Annotated in this window: 12 protein-coding genes and 1 tRNA gene; 9 read left to right on the forward strand and 4 right to left on the reverse strand. The window is 71.5% G+C overall.

Going from position 1 to position 14491, the window contains the following annotated elements:
- Positions 1 to 13: 13 nt before the first annotated feature.
- From ACFXPK_RS13275 to ACFXPK_RS13285, 3 genes are all read right to left on the reverse strand, one after another.
- Positions 14 to 550, reverse strand: a complete 537-nt coding sequence (locus ACFXPK_RS13275; protein WP_385074775.1) for a single-stranded DNA-binding protein — start codon at positions 548 to 550, stop codon at positions 14 to 16.
- Positions 551 to 695: 145 nt separating this feature from the next.
- A complete protein-coding gene (locus ACFXPK_RS13280; RefSeq protein ID WP_385074777.1) occupies positions 696 to 2585 on the reverse strand; it encodes a GTPase in 1890 nt (629 codons plus the stop codon).
- Between the two features lie 5 nt (positions 2586 to 2590).
- Positions 2591 to 4195 (reverse strand): dynamin family protein, encoded by a 1605-nt coding sequence (locus tag ACFXPK_RS13285; protein ID WP_385074789.1) that lies wholly within the window; start codon positions 4193 to 4195, stop codon positions 2591 to 2593.
- A gap of 314 nt (positions 4196 to 4509) precedes the next feature.
- On the opposite strand from ACFXPK_RS13285, the gene ACFXPK_RS13290 reads away from it, so the two are divergent.
- Positions 4510 to 4582: transfer RNA gene (locus tag ACFXPK_RS13290), tRNA-Arg, on the forward strand.
- Positions 4583 to 5814: 1232 nt separating this feature from the next.
- A complete protein-coding gene (locus ACFXPK_RS13295; protein ID WP_384990914.1) occupies positions 5815 to 6588 on the forward strand; it encodes a BTAD domain-containing putative transcriptional regulator in 774 nt (257 codons plus the stop codon).
- Here the strand turns inward: ACFXPK_RS13295 and ACFXPK_RS13300 are convergent.
- Complete coding sequence (locus ACFXPK_RS13300) at positions 6572 to 7579, reverse strand: bifunctional lysylphosphatidylglycerol flippase/synthetase MprF (protein WP_384990911.1); 1008 nt, start codon at positions 7577 to 7579, stop codon at positions 6572 to 6574. The two genes, ACFXPK_RS13295 and ACFXPK_RS13300, sit on opposite strands and share 17 nt — an antisense overlap.
- 205 nt (positions 7580 to 7784) lie before the next feature.
- Between ACFXPK_RS13300 and ACFXPK_RS13305 the strand changes: the two genes are divergently transcribed.
- The 7 genes from ACFXPK_RS13305 (at position 7785) to ACFXPK_RS13335 (ending at position 14450) form a co-directional block, all read left to right on the forward strand.
- Positions 7785 to 9494 carry an aldehyde dehydrogenase family protein gene (locus tag ACFXPK_RS13305; protein ID WP_384990908.1) on the forward strand — a complete coding sequence of 570 codons (1710 nt, stop codon included), beginning with the start codon at positions 7785 to 7787 and terminating at the stop codon, positions 9492 to 9494.
- Positions 9495 to 9601: 107 nt separating this feature from the next.
- Positions 9602 to 10738 carry an acyl-CoA dehydrogenase family protein gene (locus ACFXPK_RS13310; protein WP_384990905.1) on the forward strand — a complete coding sequence of 379 codons (1137 nt, stop codon included), beginning with the start codon at positions 9602 to 9604 and terminating at the stop codon, positions 10736 to 10738.
- Positions 10739 to 10750: 12 nt separating this feature from the next.
- Positions 10751 to 12088: an aspartate aminotransferase family protein gene (locus ACFXPK_RS13315; RefSeq protein WP_385074781.1), complete on the forward strand. Its 1338-nt coding sequence runs from the start codon at positions 10751 to 10753 to the stop codon at positions 12086 to 12088.
- Complete coding sequence (locus ACFXPK_RS13320) at positions 12081 to 12596, forward strand: type II toxin-antitoxin system RatA family toxin (RefSeq protein ID WP_384990901.1); 516 nt, start codon at positions 12081 to 12083, stop codon at positions 12594 to 12596. The genes ACFXPK_RS13315 and ACFXPK_RS13320 overlap by 8 nt, the downstream gene beginning before the upstream one ends.
- Positions 12596 to 13111 carry a hypothetical protein gene (locus ACFXPK_RS13325; RefSeq protein ID WP_384990899.1) on the forward strand — a complete coding sequence of 172 codons (516 nt, stop codon included), beginning with the start codon at positions 12596 to 12598 and terminating at the stop codon, positions 13109 to 13111. Before ACFXPK_RS13320 ends, ACFXPK_RS13325 begins: the two co-directional genes overlap by 1 nt.
- A gap of 65 nt (positions 13112 to 13176) precedes the next feature.
- Positions 13177 to 13416 (forward strand): acyl carrier protein, encoded by a 240-nt coding sequence (locus tag ACFXPK_RS13330; RefSeq protein WP_384990896.1) that lies wholly within the window; start codon positions 13177 to 13179, stop codon positions 13414 to 13416.
- Positions 13416 to 14450 (forward strand): beta-ketoacyl-[acyl-carrier-protein] synthase family protein, encoded by a 1035-nt coding sequence (locus ACFXPK_RS13335; protein WP_385074785.1) that lies wholly within the window; start codon positions 13416 to 13418, stop codon positions 14448 to 14450. The genes ACFXPK_RS13330 and ACFXPK_RS13335 overlap by 1 nt, the downstream gene beginning before the upstream one ends.
- The last annotated feature ends 41 nt before the right edge of the window (positions 14451 to 14491 follow it).

Genomic DNA, 14491 nt, shown 5'->3' on the forward strand with positions numbered 1-14491 from the left:
CCCCTTCCTACTTTCATACCTCTCCACACCCCCCCGCCGGGCTGCCGAGGTGGGGGGGGGGGGCGGCGGGGGGGGGGCTGGCTCCGCCGGCCCCCCCCCCCCCCCCCCCCGGCTCCCCCTCCCATGGCGTCCGGCCGGCCGTCTCCTGCCCCTCCGCAGCGTCTCCGTGACCGACCGTCAGGGCGGGGGCCGCCCTGACCGCCCGCCGGAACGCGGTGGTCCCGCGCGTCAGGTCGTGGCCCACCGCCACCGCGTCGACCTCCACGGACGTCCGCCACTGTCCCTCCCGCTCGTCCTCCCGCACCCTCAGCCGGCCGTGCACCACCAGCGGTTCGCCCACCGAGACCGAGGCCGCCAGATTGGCGCCCAGCGACCGGCGCGCCCACACCGTGTAGAAGCTCGTGGGCCCGTCCGTCCAGCCGCCCCGCGCCCGGTCCCAGCGGCGCGCGGTCGCCGCGAACCGGAACCGCGCCGCCCCGCCCGTCTCCGACTCCCTGAATTCCACCCGCGTGGCGACATTCCCCACCAGCGTTACCACCGTGTCGTTCATAATCTGCCTCCCGTCCGGCCGCATTCGACTGATCCCATGCTGGCCCGGGCGGAAAGAATCCGCTGACGCCTGTGGATTACCTGTCAGTTGTGGAAAACCCCGTCACTCGTTCCGGTGAGATGTGGCCGCTGCGCTCCCGTACCGCTCATCCGCCCGCCCGGGAGACCGTGACGTACTGCTCCCGCACCTCCCGGTAGCGCATCAGCTCGGCCGAGATCGGGTCGAGCACCCTCGCCCGGCCGCACCCCGCCGCCGCCTCGCGCAGCCGCCGCTCCGCGTCCTGCCCGTACCGCCGGGCCGGTCCCCGCGCCGCCGCGCCGCACGCCCACTCGACGAACGGGCCGCCGACGATCCCGGCGAGCATCACCAGTACGGGCGGCAGCAGCCCCGGGTCGAGGACGCCGATGATCTGGCCCACCAGCCAGAGCGCGCCGAAGATCTGGAGGAGCGTCATGGACGCCTGGGCCAGGACGGCGGCGGGCCACCAGGCGGGGCGCGGCGGCCGGCCCGGCGGCGGGCCCGCCGTCACGGCCAGCTCGTCCAGCTCCTCGGGCAGCCCCTCCGCGCCCCGTACGGCCGCCTCGCGCACCGAGTGCGCCCAGGGCTCCGGCAGCCCGGCGGACGCCTCCTCCACCACCGTGCGCACGGCCTGTTCGACGCGCTGACGCGCGGTCATCTCGTCCTCCACCACCGCCGGGACCACCGGGGCCCCGCCGCCGCCGGGCGTGCGCTTCCTCTCGTACCACCGCCACAGGCGCAGCCAGGGTGTGCCGCACGCGCGCCCGGCGTTCCTGTGCCACTCGCGCTCCGCCGTCTCGCCCGCGGCGACCGCTCCGACGGCCCAGGCCAGCCGGTCGGTGAACTGTTCGCGGGAGCGCTCGCCGAGTCCGGCGCGCCCCTCGGCGACGTACGCGGAGCGCAGCCGCACCGCGGCGGCGTCCACGTCGGCGGTCAGCCGCAGCGCCGCGGCGCCGCGCTCGCGTACGAACCGTCCGAGCAGGTCGCGCAGTTCGCCCACGCCCTGTCCGGTCAGCGCGGAGACGGCGAGGACGGTGGCGCCGGGCTCGCCGTGTTCGCCGAGGGCCATGCCGTCCTCGTCCAGGAGGCGGCGCAGGTCGTCGAGGACCTGGTCGGCGGCGTCGCCGGGGAGCCGGTCGATCTGGTTGAGGACGACGAAGGTGATCTCGGCGTGCCCGGCGAGCGGCCGCAGATAGCGCTCGTGGAGCGCGGCGTCCGCGTACTTCTCGGGGTCCACGACCCAGATGACGGCGTCCACGAGGGCGAGCACCCGGTCCACCTGGTCCCGGTGGCGTACGACGGCCGAGTCGTGGTCGGGGAGGTCGACGAGGACGAGACCGTGCAGCTCCTCGTCGCCGTCGCCGCCCGCGAGCGGCCTGCGGCGCAGCCGTCCGGGGATGGCGAGCCGGTCGAGCAGTCCTGCGGCGCCGTCGGACCAGGTGCAGGCGATGGGGGCGGAGGTGGTGGGCCTGCGCAGGCCGGTCTCGGAGATGGGCACTTCGGCGAGCGCGTTGAAGAGCGTCGACTTGCCGCTGCCGGTGGCGCCCGCGATGGCGACGACGGTGTGGTGCGAGGAGAGCCGCTGCCGGGCCGCCGCCTCGTCCAGGACGCGGCCCGCCTCGGCGAGGACGGCGCCCTCGACGCGGGTCCTGGAGAGCCCCACCAGCTCGCCGAGCGCGTCGAGCCGGGTCCGCAGCGGGCCGCCGTAGGAGCCGCCGATGGGCGTGTGCGCCTCGTTCCCGCCCTCGGTGGCCCCGGACAGCTCCGCCAGGCCGTCCAGGGCGTCCAGGCCCTCCGTGGCGCCCTTCTCCCCGGCGCGGCGGGCGATCAGGCCGTCGTCCCAGGCTCCGCCGGAGTCGGCGGGGCTCTGTCCGTCCTCGGGCGCGGCGGGCTCCCCAGGGGGCCCGGAGGGCTGCTCGCCGCCGGGGGCGGCCCGCGGCTTCGTGTCCTTCGCCCTCCTCGCGTTCCTCGCGCCCTTCGCGGGCCTCGTTTCCTTCGCGTCCTCGGCGTCGGTCACGTCGATCACCTTTCCCTCTGGAGTACGGACAGTGCGGCGATCAACTCGGCCTGCGGTTCGGGGCTGATCTCCAGTGCGTCGAGGGGCGCCAGCCGCCGGTCGCGCTCCCCGTGCAGTACGCGGTCGATGTACGTGGTGACCAGCGCGCCGCCCCGGTCGCGCAGCCGCAGCGCGCCCTGCGCCCCGATGCGCTCGGCGAGCCGTTCCCCGGCGAGCCGGGCCCGCCGGCCGCCGAGCAGGGCGGCGGCGAGGAGGGCGGCCACCGTCTCGGCGTCGGGCGCGGCGTTGCGCTCGTGCTGCCGTACCTCCTCCTCGGCCAGCTCCTCCAGGACGCGGCGCCAGCGGCGTACGGCCATCCCGACCCGTTCCACGGCCTCCCCGTCGGGGCCGGGCACCGGCAGCGCCCCCGCGGCGGGCTCGCGGCGCCAGGCGGCCTCCACGCGTTCGTCGGCGGCGGCCACGGCGCACTGGAGGAGCGCGCCGAGGCTCTCCACGAGCGAGTCGAGCAGTTCCCGCGAGGAGCTGTCCCTGGGGTGGCCGCGCCACCGGGTCCGCGCGTCCCCGGCGAGGACGGCGCCGCGCTGGAGCTGGCGGCGTACCCGCTCCCCCTCCGCGGTGTACGCGTCCTCCACGGCGCCGGTGAGCCGTACGGCGGCGGCGTACTGCGCGGCCACCGCGCCCGCCAGCGCCGGCATGCGCGCGTTGAGCGAGTCGATGACCCCGGCCGCCGTACGGACCAGGGCCTGCTGGCGGGCGGCGGGGTCCTGCACCCGGTGCGCCAGCCAGGCGAGCAGCGGCGCGACGGCGGTGGTGGGCAGCAGCCCGCGGCCGGCCCCGGCGGACTCGGGCAGTTCGGGGATGGTGAACCGGGGCACGTCGCCGAGCCCGGCCCGTCTGAGGAGGGCGCCGTACTGCCGGGACACCTCGTCGATCACCTGGTGGGGCACCCGGTCGAGGACGGTGACCAGGGACGCGTCGTACTCCTTGGCGGTCCGCAGGAGGTGCCAGGGCACGGCGTCCGCGTACCGCGAGGCGGTGGTCACCATGACCCAGACGTCGGCGGCGCAGATCAACTCCGCCGCGAGCAGCCGGTTCTCCACCACGAGCGAGTCGATGTCGGGCGCGTCGAGCAGGGCGAGCCCGCGGGGCAGCGCGGTGGCGGTGTCGATGCGCAGCGCGTTCTGCTCCGCGCCGGGCGCGCCGCCGGGCCCCGTGCCGGGTGCGGGGTCCTCCTCCTGCTGGGGCAGCCAGACGCGGGTGAGGTGGGGGAGGACCCGCATACCGGCGAACCAGTGGTGGTCCTCGGGGTGACAGACGAGTACGGGGGTACGTGTGGTGGGGCGCAGCACCCCCGCTTCGCTGACCCGTCGCCCCACAAGGGAGTTGACCAGCGTGGACTTTCCGGCCCCGGTGGAGCCGCCGACGACCACGAGGAGGGGCGCCTCGGGGTCCCGGAGCCGCGGCAGCAGATAGTCGTCGAGCTGCGCGAGCAGTTCGGCCCGGGTCTGCCGGGCGCGTGGTGCCCCGGTGAGGGGCAGTGGAAGACGCACGGCGGCGACACGGTCGCGCAGTGCGGAAAGTGCGTCGATCAACTGGGGCCGTACGTCCAAGGTCACCACATGCGAAGAATGCCCAATTTTGGAGCCTTTTTGAAGCGTATGGGCATCTCTGCGCGCCGATTACGCTTCGGGACAGACGGGACGAGTGGGGCGCAGGCATAACGAGTGCACAACACCCGGGGCGCCAGAGCCCAAAAGCGATGCACGAATCGCACCTGCCTGCGATTATCGGTTCGCTTCACTGAACCTCCACAACGTGCCACGCACGTGAAGCAACCGGGTCAGGGTGATCGGAGCCCTATCCTTGTCCCGGCAAGGTCACGGAACCGCCCAACAGTGGCTCCTGGTCACCGAGGCCACTACCGGCCCCCGTAGCTCAGTGGATAGAGCAGGTGCCTTCTAAGCACTTGGCCGCAGGTTCGAGTCCTGCCGGGGGCGCTCTTCTACGCGCGGTGCACGGCCCTCCCGTCAGGGAGGGCCTTTGCGCAGGTCGACGTAGTTTAGCGAGGGCGCTGTAGTGACGACGTAAGGTCCACCGCCGCCCGCCGGGGAACTCCGGGGCACCCCGACCCATCAGGAAAAATCCGCGGAGATCCGGGGAACTGTTCACGGCCTCCGCGCGGTCCTACCAAGGACGAGGGCCCGCGGCGATCCGAAGCGCGGGCCGGACCACGGGAAGGCCCCCCACATGCGCACCCGGCTCAGCACCCCACCCGCCACCGGCGCCGCCCCGGCGTCCGGCGCCGCCCGCGGACTCCTTCCGACCGGATGATCACACCGGAACGCCGGTGCCGACAGGACGGACAGGAACGGCGGGAACGGCGGGAACGGAAAGCCCGGGAACGGCGCCGGCGGGATGTGCCACCGGACCCGGCGATCGCCCCGCGGAACGAGCATCGAACAAACGGAATACGGGCGACACGGACACCGTTCCCGTGCACCACGGGCGCCGCCGGATCGGAACCACCTGAATTCCCGGATTGTTCACCCATATGCTCCGCCACCGCTTCCCCGGTGCCGTCCGGACCGCGACCGGAAAACGATGGCGTACCGATGACGGGCCGCTTCTCATGTGCATCGGCCGGGACGCACATAAACACAGATCACCGAAGACCGGCCATTTCGGGCAACTCCCTATGGCCTTCACCGCGAGACGGAGCGGGCTCCCCCGGCGCGCCGCCTCGCTTTCGGCGCCGGGCACACCCTAGGAGAGCTGCCCTTTCGCCGGGCCGTCCGACCCGTCGGCCGGAGCCCGTTCGGATCCGGCCGCGCCGCAGAACAAGTGAATCGGTCAGCGATGCTGCCCGGCCGGGCAGCACCAGCTATTGGGGCGTTGCCGCAGATCATTCGCGCAACTTGGCGCGCTCTCACCCTGCCGTGGCGCGATGTCCAACACAGAACGACGAGAATGAGCCAAGTTCACAGCTCACGGATCCAAGCTTTCGTGCTGGGCAGCCTTACCTACCAGTAGCGCTGCATTATCGCTAGGTACCGGAGTGATCTCATCGTGAATCCGGGCCGACAGTGGTGTTCGTGCGCGCCGCCGTACGCTGGGACGGTGACGCAGGTACGCGGGGGCTGACCCCGGAGGGAAGGCGTCCCGCGGGCCCACTCTTCGGTCGCATCAGGAAGGCAACGGGCGACAATTGCAGATCAATCTTCTCGGACCGATGGAAGTAATCGACGACGGGGTTCAGGTCCGGATACCCGGAGAGAAGTTACGCTCGATCATGGCGGCCCTCTCCTTGTCGGTGGGCCGTTCCGTTTCGCGGAGCGAACTCATCGACGAACTATGGGGCGAAGAGCCCCCGAACAGCGCCGAAAATTCATTGCACGGCCACATCGCCCGGTTGAGGCGGGTGTTGGTCGCACACGGAGGGAAGGCCGCACTGCGCAATGTCATCCAGACCTCGCCGACCGGGTACGTCCTGGAACTGGCGGAAGAGGACGTCGACGCCTCCCGGCTGCTCCAGTTGGTCGCGCGCGCCGACGCGGCGAGCGCGCACAGCCCCAGGGAAGCCGTCGACCTGCTGAACGAGGCGGTGTCCCTGTGGCGCGGCCCGGCGCTGATAGACGCCGGGCACGGAATGATCTGCCAAGTGGCCTACACCCAACTGGAAGAGGTCAGACTGGGAGCGTACGAAAGGCTCTTCGACATCCGCCTCCGGCTGGACCACCCCCGGGCCGTCATCCCCGGGCTGGAACAACTGCACGCCAGGTACCCGCTGCACGAACGCTTCTGTGAGCAGCTCATCACCGCCCTCTATCTCTCGGGGCGGCAGGCCGACGCGCTCAACACCTACCACCGCACCCGTGAGTACCTGTCGCAGCATCTGGGGCTGCAGCCCGGACACGGGCTGCGCGACACCTTCCAGGACATCCTCCGCCAGGCCCCTCACCTGACGAGGGCGACCGCCGGCGAAAGGGTCACACCGATTTCGTGACCCGCAGGATCTGCCAGATGGCTCCCAGCCGTGCCCGGCCGTGGAAGGCCAGGTATTCGGGGGACACGAGCTGGGGGCCCCATTTCTCCTTGTAGGCGAGCTGGCTGGCCGCGGGATAGACCTTGTCCCCGTGGTCGGCCAGCAGCCGCATGATCCTGCGCGTGGCCTTGCTGGCCCCGTCCGGATCGTGCTCGTCGGCGAGCCCGGTGAACGGGGTGAAGCCGAAGTGCAGCCACTCCGCGCCCTCCTGGCGGAACATCTCCAGCGCCGTGAGGTTGATGGCCTCCATCACACCGGGCGGCGCGTCCGGCAGCCGCCGGCTCAGGTCGTGGAGCCAGCCGGGGCGTGTGCCGTACGCGGGCGAGTACGAGATGTACGCGATGGGCACCCCGTCGAGCCGCCCCAGCATCAGCCGGCGGGCGTGCTGCACGGGCCCGCCCAACTCGCCCACCAGGAACTCGATCTCCTTGACATGGCGGCCCTTGCTCCGCAGCCAGGCCCCGTCGATGGAGTCGATCTCCGCCGCGCACTCCTCGTACGGGACCTCCGTCACTTCGAGTCCGCTGCGCCTGGCCCGGGATATCTTGTTGCGGAGTTTCATGAAACGGGTCCCGCGCAGGGCGAAGTCCGGCAGGTGCACCGAATACGACGAACCGACCTGATTGACCGTGAAGCCGCACCGGACATACAGCTCGATGTCCGAGGTGAGGAGCTGTATGGCGACCACTTTGCGGCGGCGCCGGCGCGCATGGTCGAGGAACGCCTTCAGCAGCGCCTCCCGCTGCTCCGGCGGGGCGTGGACACCGCCGAACTGGATGAAGTACGAGCCCGCCTCGCGATAGGAGACGACCCCGTCCAGCGACGGGTCGGTGAAGTACGCGTTGCCGGAGTTGAGCGCGAGGAAGGCGCTGGGATTGTCGCCGTCCTTGCGGAGCCTTTCCAGGACGTCGAGCACTTCTTGGTCGGATACCTCTCCGCTGCGCGTCGTCATCTCACTCCCGTTGCCTGATGCGTCGAGTTACGGGGCCGGGTGTCCGGTGCCGTGCCCCGCAGACTCTCCGCCATCTCTCTTCCATTTCCCTGAAACGCCCGTCTCAGCGCGGTCTCAGCGGCGTCTCAGCGCCGTCTCCGGGGATTGTCAGGGGGGTCTGTGATGGTCGTAGCACCACTTGGAACTGCAACTTTCCCGTCGGACGATGGGAAATGGAGAGCGGAGGGGCTGCGTGAGCAGCGACATCACGACGCCTTCGGCGTCAGGAAAAGAAGATTCCGGAACGCCTCGCACTGAAGTCCCCACCTACCTTTCCCTCATTGACGGAAAGAACGTTCCGAGCGGGTCCTGGGTATACGTGGTCGACTCGGACGCCCTGCTCGACGACGCTTTCTCCACGCTCACCCTGAAGCGGAAGCTGGAGAGCGGCCGTATTTCCGCGGAGAACCTGCCGGCCACCATTGTCGGCCGGGTGGCGAGGGCGGACCGGCAGACCACCGATCTGGCCGTCGAGGCGGCGGCAGCGGCGGCCGGGCCCTGGTCCGCGTTCCCCCCGGAGACCCGGATCGAGCGGTTCGGCACCCTGCTCTACCGCAGGCTCGTCGAACAGGCCGACCAGATCACCGAGGTGCTCGTACGGGAAGGACACCCGCTCGCGCTGGCCCGCTGGCAGGTGTCCGGGGCCCTGGAGGTCTTCGGCCCCGAGTCGCTGGGCTTCTACCGGAGCCAGATGCTCCAGGAGTACCGGCACGGGGAGCGGACCATCTCCGTACGCCGCCGCCCCGACGGGGTGGTCTGCCTCAACCCCCCGCAGAACGCGCCGCTGTCCAGCGCGCTGCTCGGGGTGACCGCGATCATGGCGGGCAACGCCCTCGTCGTCCGGGCGCCGCGCAGCGCCCCGCTGGGCGCGATGTACGTCCTCCAGGAGGTCGTGGCCCCGGTCCTGGCCGAGCTGGGCGCCCCGCCCGGTGTCCTCGGCGTGGTGTGCGGCGACCCGGCGCCGATGCTGGACGCCTGGCTGGAGAGCCCGCTCGTCGACGACATCATGTACTTCGGCAGCAGCGAGAACGGGATGCGCTTCCAGGAGCGCTGCATCGCGGCGGGGAAGAAGCCGATCCTCGAACTGGCCGGCAACGACATCGTGCTGGTGTGGAAGGACGCCGATCTGGACCTGGCGGCCGAGGCCATCACCGAGAGCTTCTACGGCTCGGGCCAGCTCTGCATGATCCCCAACCAGGTGGTGGCCCACCCGGAGATCGCCGACGCCCTGGTCGCCCGGCTCGCCGAGAAGGCCGCGCTGATCAGGCCGGGACGCTCCTCGGAGGAGGGCGTCCTGCTCACCCCGGTGCTGCGGAACGAGAAGTTCTTCGCGTGTCTGCGCGACGCCCTCGACCACGGCGCCGAGCTGGTGTGCGGCGGACACGCGATGCAGGAGGACGGGACCCGCGACACGGCCGGGATCTTCCTGGAGCCGACGGTCGTGAAGGTCCGCGGACTGGAGGGGGCCCGGGAGGTCCAGGCCGTCCGCGAGGAGACGTTCTTCCCGCTGCTGCCGGTGATCGTGGCCGAACCCGCCCCCGACGACGTACTGCTGGAGCGGTTCATCGACTTCGTCAACGGCAACGCCTACGGGCTGCGCAACTCGGCGTGGGCCAAGGACCCCGAGGTCGTCGACCGGATCGTCACCCGGATCACCCAGGGCGGGCTGCTCAAGGTGAACGACTCCCACATCGGGTTCCTGCCCTACCTGCCGACCCACGGCGGGACCGGACTCACCGGCGGTGTCTTCGGAGAGGCCAACTACCCGATCCTGCGCACCTCCCACATCCAGGGTGTGAGCGTCGCCACCGGCGCGCGCCCCTCCGAAGCGGTGTTCGGCGCCTGGAAGGCCCTCCAGGCCGCCGCCGGACGCTGACCCGCACCCCTCCTCTCTCGCGGGCCGGGGCCGTCTTCCGTACGGGAGCCCCGTGCGCGGCCGTCGGTGCGCCCGCGAACCATCCCGAACAGAACTGAGAAGGATCCATGCGCTCGTTGGAAGCCGCACGCGAGACGTGCGAATCATTCCTGCCCGGACTGCTCGACCAGCTCTCCGGCACCCCGCTGGAGGAGCTGGAGGCTCCGAAGAACCCCGCCCTCGACCTCTTCCGCAAGGCCGGCGGCCCCGGACTCGTGATCCCCAAGACGTACGGCGGGGCGGGCGCCGACCCGCTCCAGGCCCTCGCGGTGACCCGGGCGCTGGCCTCCAAGGCGCCGTCCCTGGCGATCGCCACCACGATGCACCACTTCTCGGTGGCGACCCTGTTCACCCTGGCCGAGTCCATCCAGAGCAGCGGCATGGAGTGGGCGCTGCTCGAAGGGATCGCCGAGCAGCGGCTGCTGGTCGCCTCCGGCTTCGCCGAGGGCAGGCCGGGCCGGGGCATCCTCTCGCCGATGATGACGGCGACGAAGGCCGACGGCGGCTATGTGATCAACGGCGCCAAGAAGCCGTGCAGCCTGTCGCACTCGATGGACCTGCTCACCGCGAGCGTGGCGCTGCCCACCGACAGCGGCGAGCCGCGGATGGCGGTGCTGCTGATCCCCCGCCAGACCGAGGGCGTCACCACCCACCCGTTCTGGGGGAGCCGTACCCTCGCGGGCGCCGAGAGCGACGAGGTGCGGCTCACGGACGTCTTCGTGGACGAGCAGCTCATGATGCGCACCGAACCGGGCGACGCCGGGAACCTGGACGACCTCCAGACCGTCGGGCTGATCTGGTTCGAACTCCTCATCTCCGCCTGTTACCTGGGCATCGTCAGCGGGCTCGTCGAGCGGGTCGTGGACGGCGGCCGGGGCAGCGACTCCGACCGCGCCCGGGTGCTCACCCGGCTGGAGACGGCCGCCCTGCTGCTGGAGGGCACCGCCCGCATGATCCGGGACGGCGAGACCGGGAACACCGGGCTGGCCAACTCGCTCGTCGCCCGCTACGCCGCGCAGGACGCGCTGGGCGACGCGCTGAACCAGGCGGTCGAGCTGCTCGGCGGTACGCCCTTCATCTCCTCCTCCGACGTGTCCTACCTGGCCGGCGCGGCCCACGGGCTGTCCTTCCACCCGCCGTCGCGGGCGAGCTTCACCACCCCGTACCTGGACCACGTGGCGGGCCAGCCGCTGCGTCTGACCTGAGGAGGCAGAGCCATGACCACGACACCCACGCTTCCGACGGCCCTGTCCCCGGCCTCCCCGGTCGCTCCCGCCACCACGCCCGCGCTCGGGCGCGAGGAGCTGGGCAAGCTGTACCGGGCCCGTCTCAGCAAGGGCCGGGCGACGCTCGGCGAGCTGTTCGGCGGGCACATCGAGGTCGCCTCGCAGGGCGCCTGGGTCACCACCTCGGAGGGTAAAACCTTCCTGAACTGCGGTGGTTACGGCGTCTTCCTGACCGGCGCCCGCCACCCCACCGTCATCCGGCATGTCGCGGAACAGCTCGCCACCCACCCCGTGGCCACCCGTCTCTTCCTCGAACCGCAGGTCGCCCTGGCCGCCGACGCCCTGGTGTCCGTGGTGCCCGAGGGGCTGGAGCGGGTGCACTTCGCGGGCTCGGGGGCGGAGGCCGTCGAGACCGCGATCAAGCTGGCCCGCACCCGGGGCCGCCACAAGCTGATCGCCACCGAGAACGGCTACCACGGCAAGACCATGGGCGCGCTCAGCCTCACCGGCAAGAGCGTCTTCCAGGACCCGTTCCGGCCGCTGCTGCCGGAGACCGGCCACGTCCCGTTCGGCGACGCCGCCGCCCTCGAACCGCTGCTGGCGGCCTCCCCCGGCGAGGCGTGCGTCTTCATCGAGCCGGTGCAGGGCGAGGCCGGTGTGGTGATCCCGCCGCAGGGCTATCTGCGGGCGGTGCGCGACCTGTGCGACCGGTACGGGGCCTACCTCGTCCTGGACGAGATCCAGACCGGTCTGGGCCGGCTGGGCACTTGGTGGGGCGCCGACCGCGAGGGCGTCTCCCCCGACATCCTGCTCGTCGGCAAGGGGCTGAGCGGGGGCGTCGTCCCGGTGTCGGCCGTGGTCGCCACCCGTGAGGCGTTCGGCGCCTTCGACCGGGACCCGTATCTGCACACCTCCACGTTCTCCGGCGCGCCGCTGGCGATGGCCGCCGTACGCGGATCGCTCGCGGCGATGCACGAGGACGACCTCGTGGCCCGCTCCCGCGATCTGGGCGCCGAGATCCTGCCGGAGCTGGACCGTATCGTCCGCTCCCACTACGGCTCCGCCGTGCGCGAGGTGCGCGGGCAGGGGCTGCTGCTGGGGATCGAGTTCGCCGATCCGGGCCCGGCGGGCGATCTGCTCATCGAGCTGATCATGAACGGCGTCATCGCCAACCACTCGCTCAACTCGCACCTCGTCCTGCGCTTCACCCCTCCCGCGGTGCTGACCAGGGGTGACCTGGACTTCTTCTACGAGGCGGTCGACCGCGCGTGCCGTGCGCAGGGCGCCCGATACGCACCCACAGCAGAAGGCGACAACATCCATGCGTAGCGTTCAAGTGATCGTCCGTGTCCACGACGTCGACGCGGCCGCGGCGTTCGAGCGGGTCGGCGCCTTCAGCCGATACCCCGAACTGACCGAGGTCATCCGCTCCGTCACCTCCCGTCAGGTCTCGGAGAAGGAGGAGGTCAGCGACTGGGACGTCTACTTCCGCAACGGCATCCTGAGCTGGAGCGAGACGGACCTGTTCGACCGGGACGCCCTGACCATCACCTTCGAGCAGACCGACGGTGACTTCGCCGAGTTCGCCGGAGTGTGGCGGCTCACCGCGGACGGCCAGGACTGCCTGGTCGACTTCAGCGCCGAGTTCGACTTCGGCATCCCCAGCCTCGCGGGCATCCTGGACCCGGTCGCCGAGCGGGTCTTCAAGGAGACCATCGCCCGGGTCGTCATCAGCATCTTCGGCGGCAACGCCGCCGTGGTCGGCGACGAGGCGGTCGCCCGCGCCGTCGCCGAGGCGCTGGGCACGCCGGTCACCGCCACGTCCGGGGCGCGCTGATGGACGGGAAGAACCTCTTCGAGACACAGACCACCTACCGGCTGATCCGGCTGGAGTACGGGCTCGGTCTGGTGATCGCCGCGGTCTTCTTCTTCGCCCACATCGACGAGGTCCGCTGGATCCCGGCGATCGGGCTCTTCGTCTACATCGACCTCATCGGCTACATCCCCGGGGCGATCGCGTACCACCGCTCGAAGACCAAGCGGATCCACCGGGGCTACTACGTCGCGTACAACGTGATGCACAGCCTGGCCACCCAGACGCTCGTGGTGCTCGCGTGGATCTGGCTGTGGGGCCCGGAGTGGGCGCTGCTGGTCATCCCCATCCACCTGTTCGGGGACCGCGCGCTGTTCGGGAACTTCCTCAAGCCCTTCGCGCTGGACTTCGAACCGGTGGCGCATCCCGCGTACACCCGCTTCACCGGCCAGTTCGCCACCACGGCCGTCGCACCCGCCCCGCAGTCCGAACCGGCCGACGGCGTCACCGCCGCCGCCCGGCAGCCGCAGGGAAGCTGACGGCCCCACCGCCACCGCCCCGGCCGCCGGCCCACACCGGCGGCCACCTTTGGAAGGAACCCCTCATGGAAGACGTCTACAAGCGCCTGGTGGAACTGCTCACCAGCACCTTCGGTCTGGACGCCGGCTCCATCGAGCCGACCAGCACCCTCAGCGCTCTCGAACTCGACTCGCTCGCCCTCGTGGAGCTGTCGGTCGCCGCGCAGGAGGAGTTCGACGTACCGATCGACGACAGCGAGCTGGGTCCCGAGTCGACCGTCGGACAGGCCGCCGAGACCATCTCCGGCAAATTGGCCACCGTCTGATGAGCGGCCGAGGGACGACCTCCCCGGCACCGGCCCGGTTCGACGCGGCGATCACCGGCATCGGCATGGTCACCGCCGCCGGGGTCGGGGTCGAGCGGAGCTGGGAGCGGATCCGCGCCGGCGCCGGTACGGCGGCCTCCGAGGTCCCCGCGCTGGCCGGGCTGCCCGCCGACTTCGCCTGCGCCGTGACCGACTTCGACCCCACCACGCTGATCGAGCGCAAGCAGGTGTGGCGGCTGGACCGCAGCAGTCAGCTCGGGATGGTCGCCGCCCACGAGGCCGTCGCCGACTCCGGTCTCGACCGGGACTCCTGGGACGCCACCCGGGTCGGGGTGATCCTCGGCAACGGCATCGGCGGCGCGGCCACCTGGGAGAAGCAGCACAGCGTGCTGCTGGAGAAGGGGCCCCGCAGGGTCTCCCCGCTGCTCGTCCCCATGCTGTCGCCCAACATGTGCGCCGGGTACGTCTCCATGATGCTCGGCGCGCTGGGCCCCAGCCTGGTGACGGCCACGGCCTGCGCCTCGGGCACCACGGCGGTGGGCATGGCGCGCGAACTGCTGCGCAGCGGCGTCTGCGACGTGGTGATCACCGGGGGCACCGAGGCGCCGCTGGTGCCCTCGCTGATCTCGGGGTTCCAGCAGATGCGCGCCCTGGCCGACCGCCGGGACGATCTCACCGCCACCTCCCGTCCCTTCGACGCCGACCGCAGCGGCTTCGTCGCCGCCGAGGGCGCGGCCGTCCTGGTCCTGGAGCGGGCCGAGGACGCCCGGGCGCGCGGCGCCCGGATCCGGGCCATGGTCAGCGGGTACGGCGCCTCCGCCGACGCCCATCACGCGACCGCGCCCGATCCGAACGGCAGGGGCGCCGAACTCGCCCTGCGCGCCGCGCTGCGCGACGCCGGGGTCGGCCCCGACGAGGTCGACCACGTCAACGCGCACGGCACCGCGACGCTGCTGAACGACGCCACCGAGGCCCGGACGATCCGCCGGGTGCTCGGGGAGCGGCCCGGCCTACAATCAGTACAAGTGGTGTAAGCACAGGGCCTATCTAATATAAAAATATAAAAAAACACACA

The organism is Streptomyces sp. NPDC059142 (genome assembly GCF_042755665.1).
In the GTDB taxonomy this organism is placed as follows: Bacteria; Actinomycetota; Actinomycetes; order Streptomycetales; family Streptomycetaceae; genus Streptomyces.

Bases quoted from the DNA above. Each gene is read 5' to 3' on its own strand.
- ACFXPK_RS13295 (WP_384990914.1), top strand. From the start codon at position 5,815: ATGGAAGTAATCGACGACGGGGTTCAGGTCCGGATACCCGGAGAGAAG.
- ACFXPK_RS13330 (WP_384990896.1), top strand. From the start codon at position 13,177: ATGGAAGACGTCTACAAGCGCCTGGTGGAACTGCTCACCAGCACCTTC.
- ACFXPK_RS13335 (WP_385074785.1), top strand. From the start codon at position 13,416: ATGAGCGGCCGAGGGACGACCTCCCCGGCACCGGCCCGGTTCGACGCG.
- ACFXPK_RS13310 (WP_384990905.1), top strand. From the start codon at position 9,602: ATGCGCTCGTTGGAAGCCGCACGCGAGACGTGCGAATCATTCCTGCCC.
- ACFXPK_RS13315 (WP_385074781.1), top strand. From the start codon at position 10,751: ATGACCACGACACCCACGCTTCCGACGGCCCTGTCCCCGGCCTCCCCG.
- ACFXPK_RS13305 (WP_384990908.1), top strand. From the start codon at position 7,785: ATGGGAAATGGAGAGCGGAGGGGCTGCGTGAGCAGCGACATCACGACG.
- ACFXPK_RS13300 (WP_384990911.1), bottom strand. From the start codon at position 7,579: ATGACGACGCGCAGCGGAGAGGTATCCGACCAAGAAGTGCTCGACGTC.
- ACFXPK_RS13320 (WP_384990901.1), top strand. From the start codon at position 12,081: ATGCGTAGCGTTCAAGTGATCGTCCGTGTCCACGACGTCGACGCGGCC.
- ACFXPK_RS13325 (WP_384990899.1), top strand. From the start codon at position 12,596: ATGGACGGGAAGAACCTCTTCGAGACACAGACCACCTACCGGCTGATC.
- ACFXPK_RS13275 (WP_385074775.1), bottom strand. From the start codon at position 550: ATGAACGACACGGTGGTAACGCTGGTGGGGAATGTCGCCACGCGGGTG.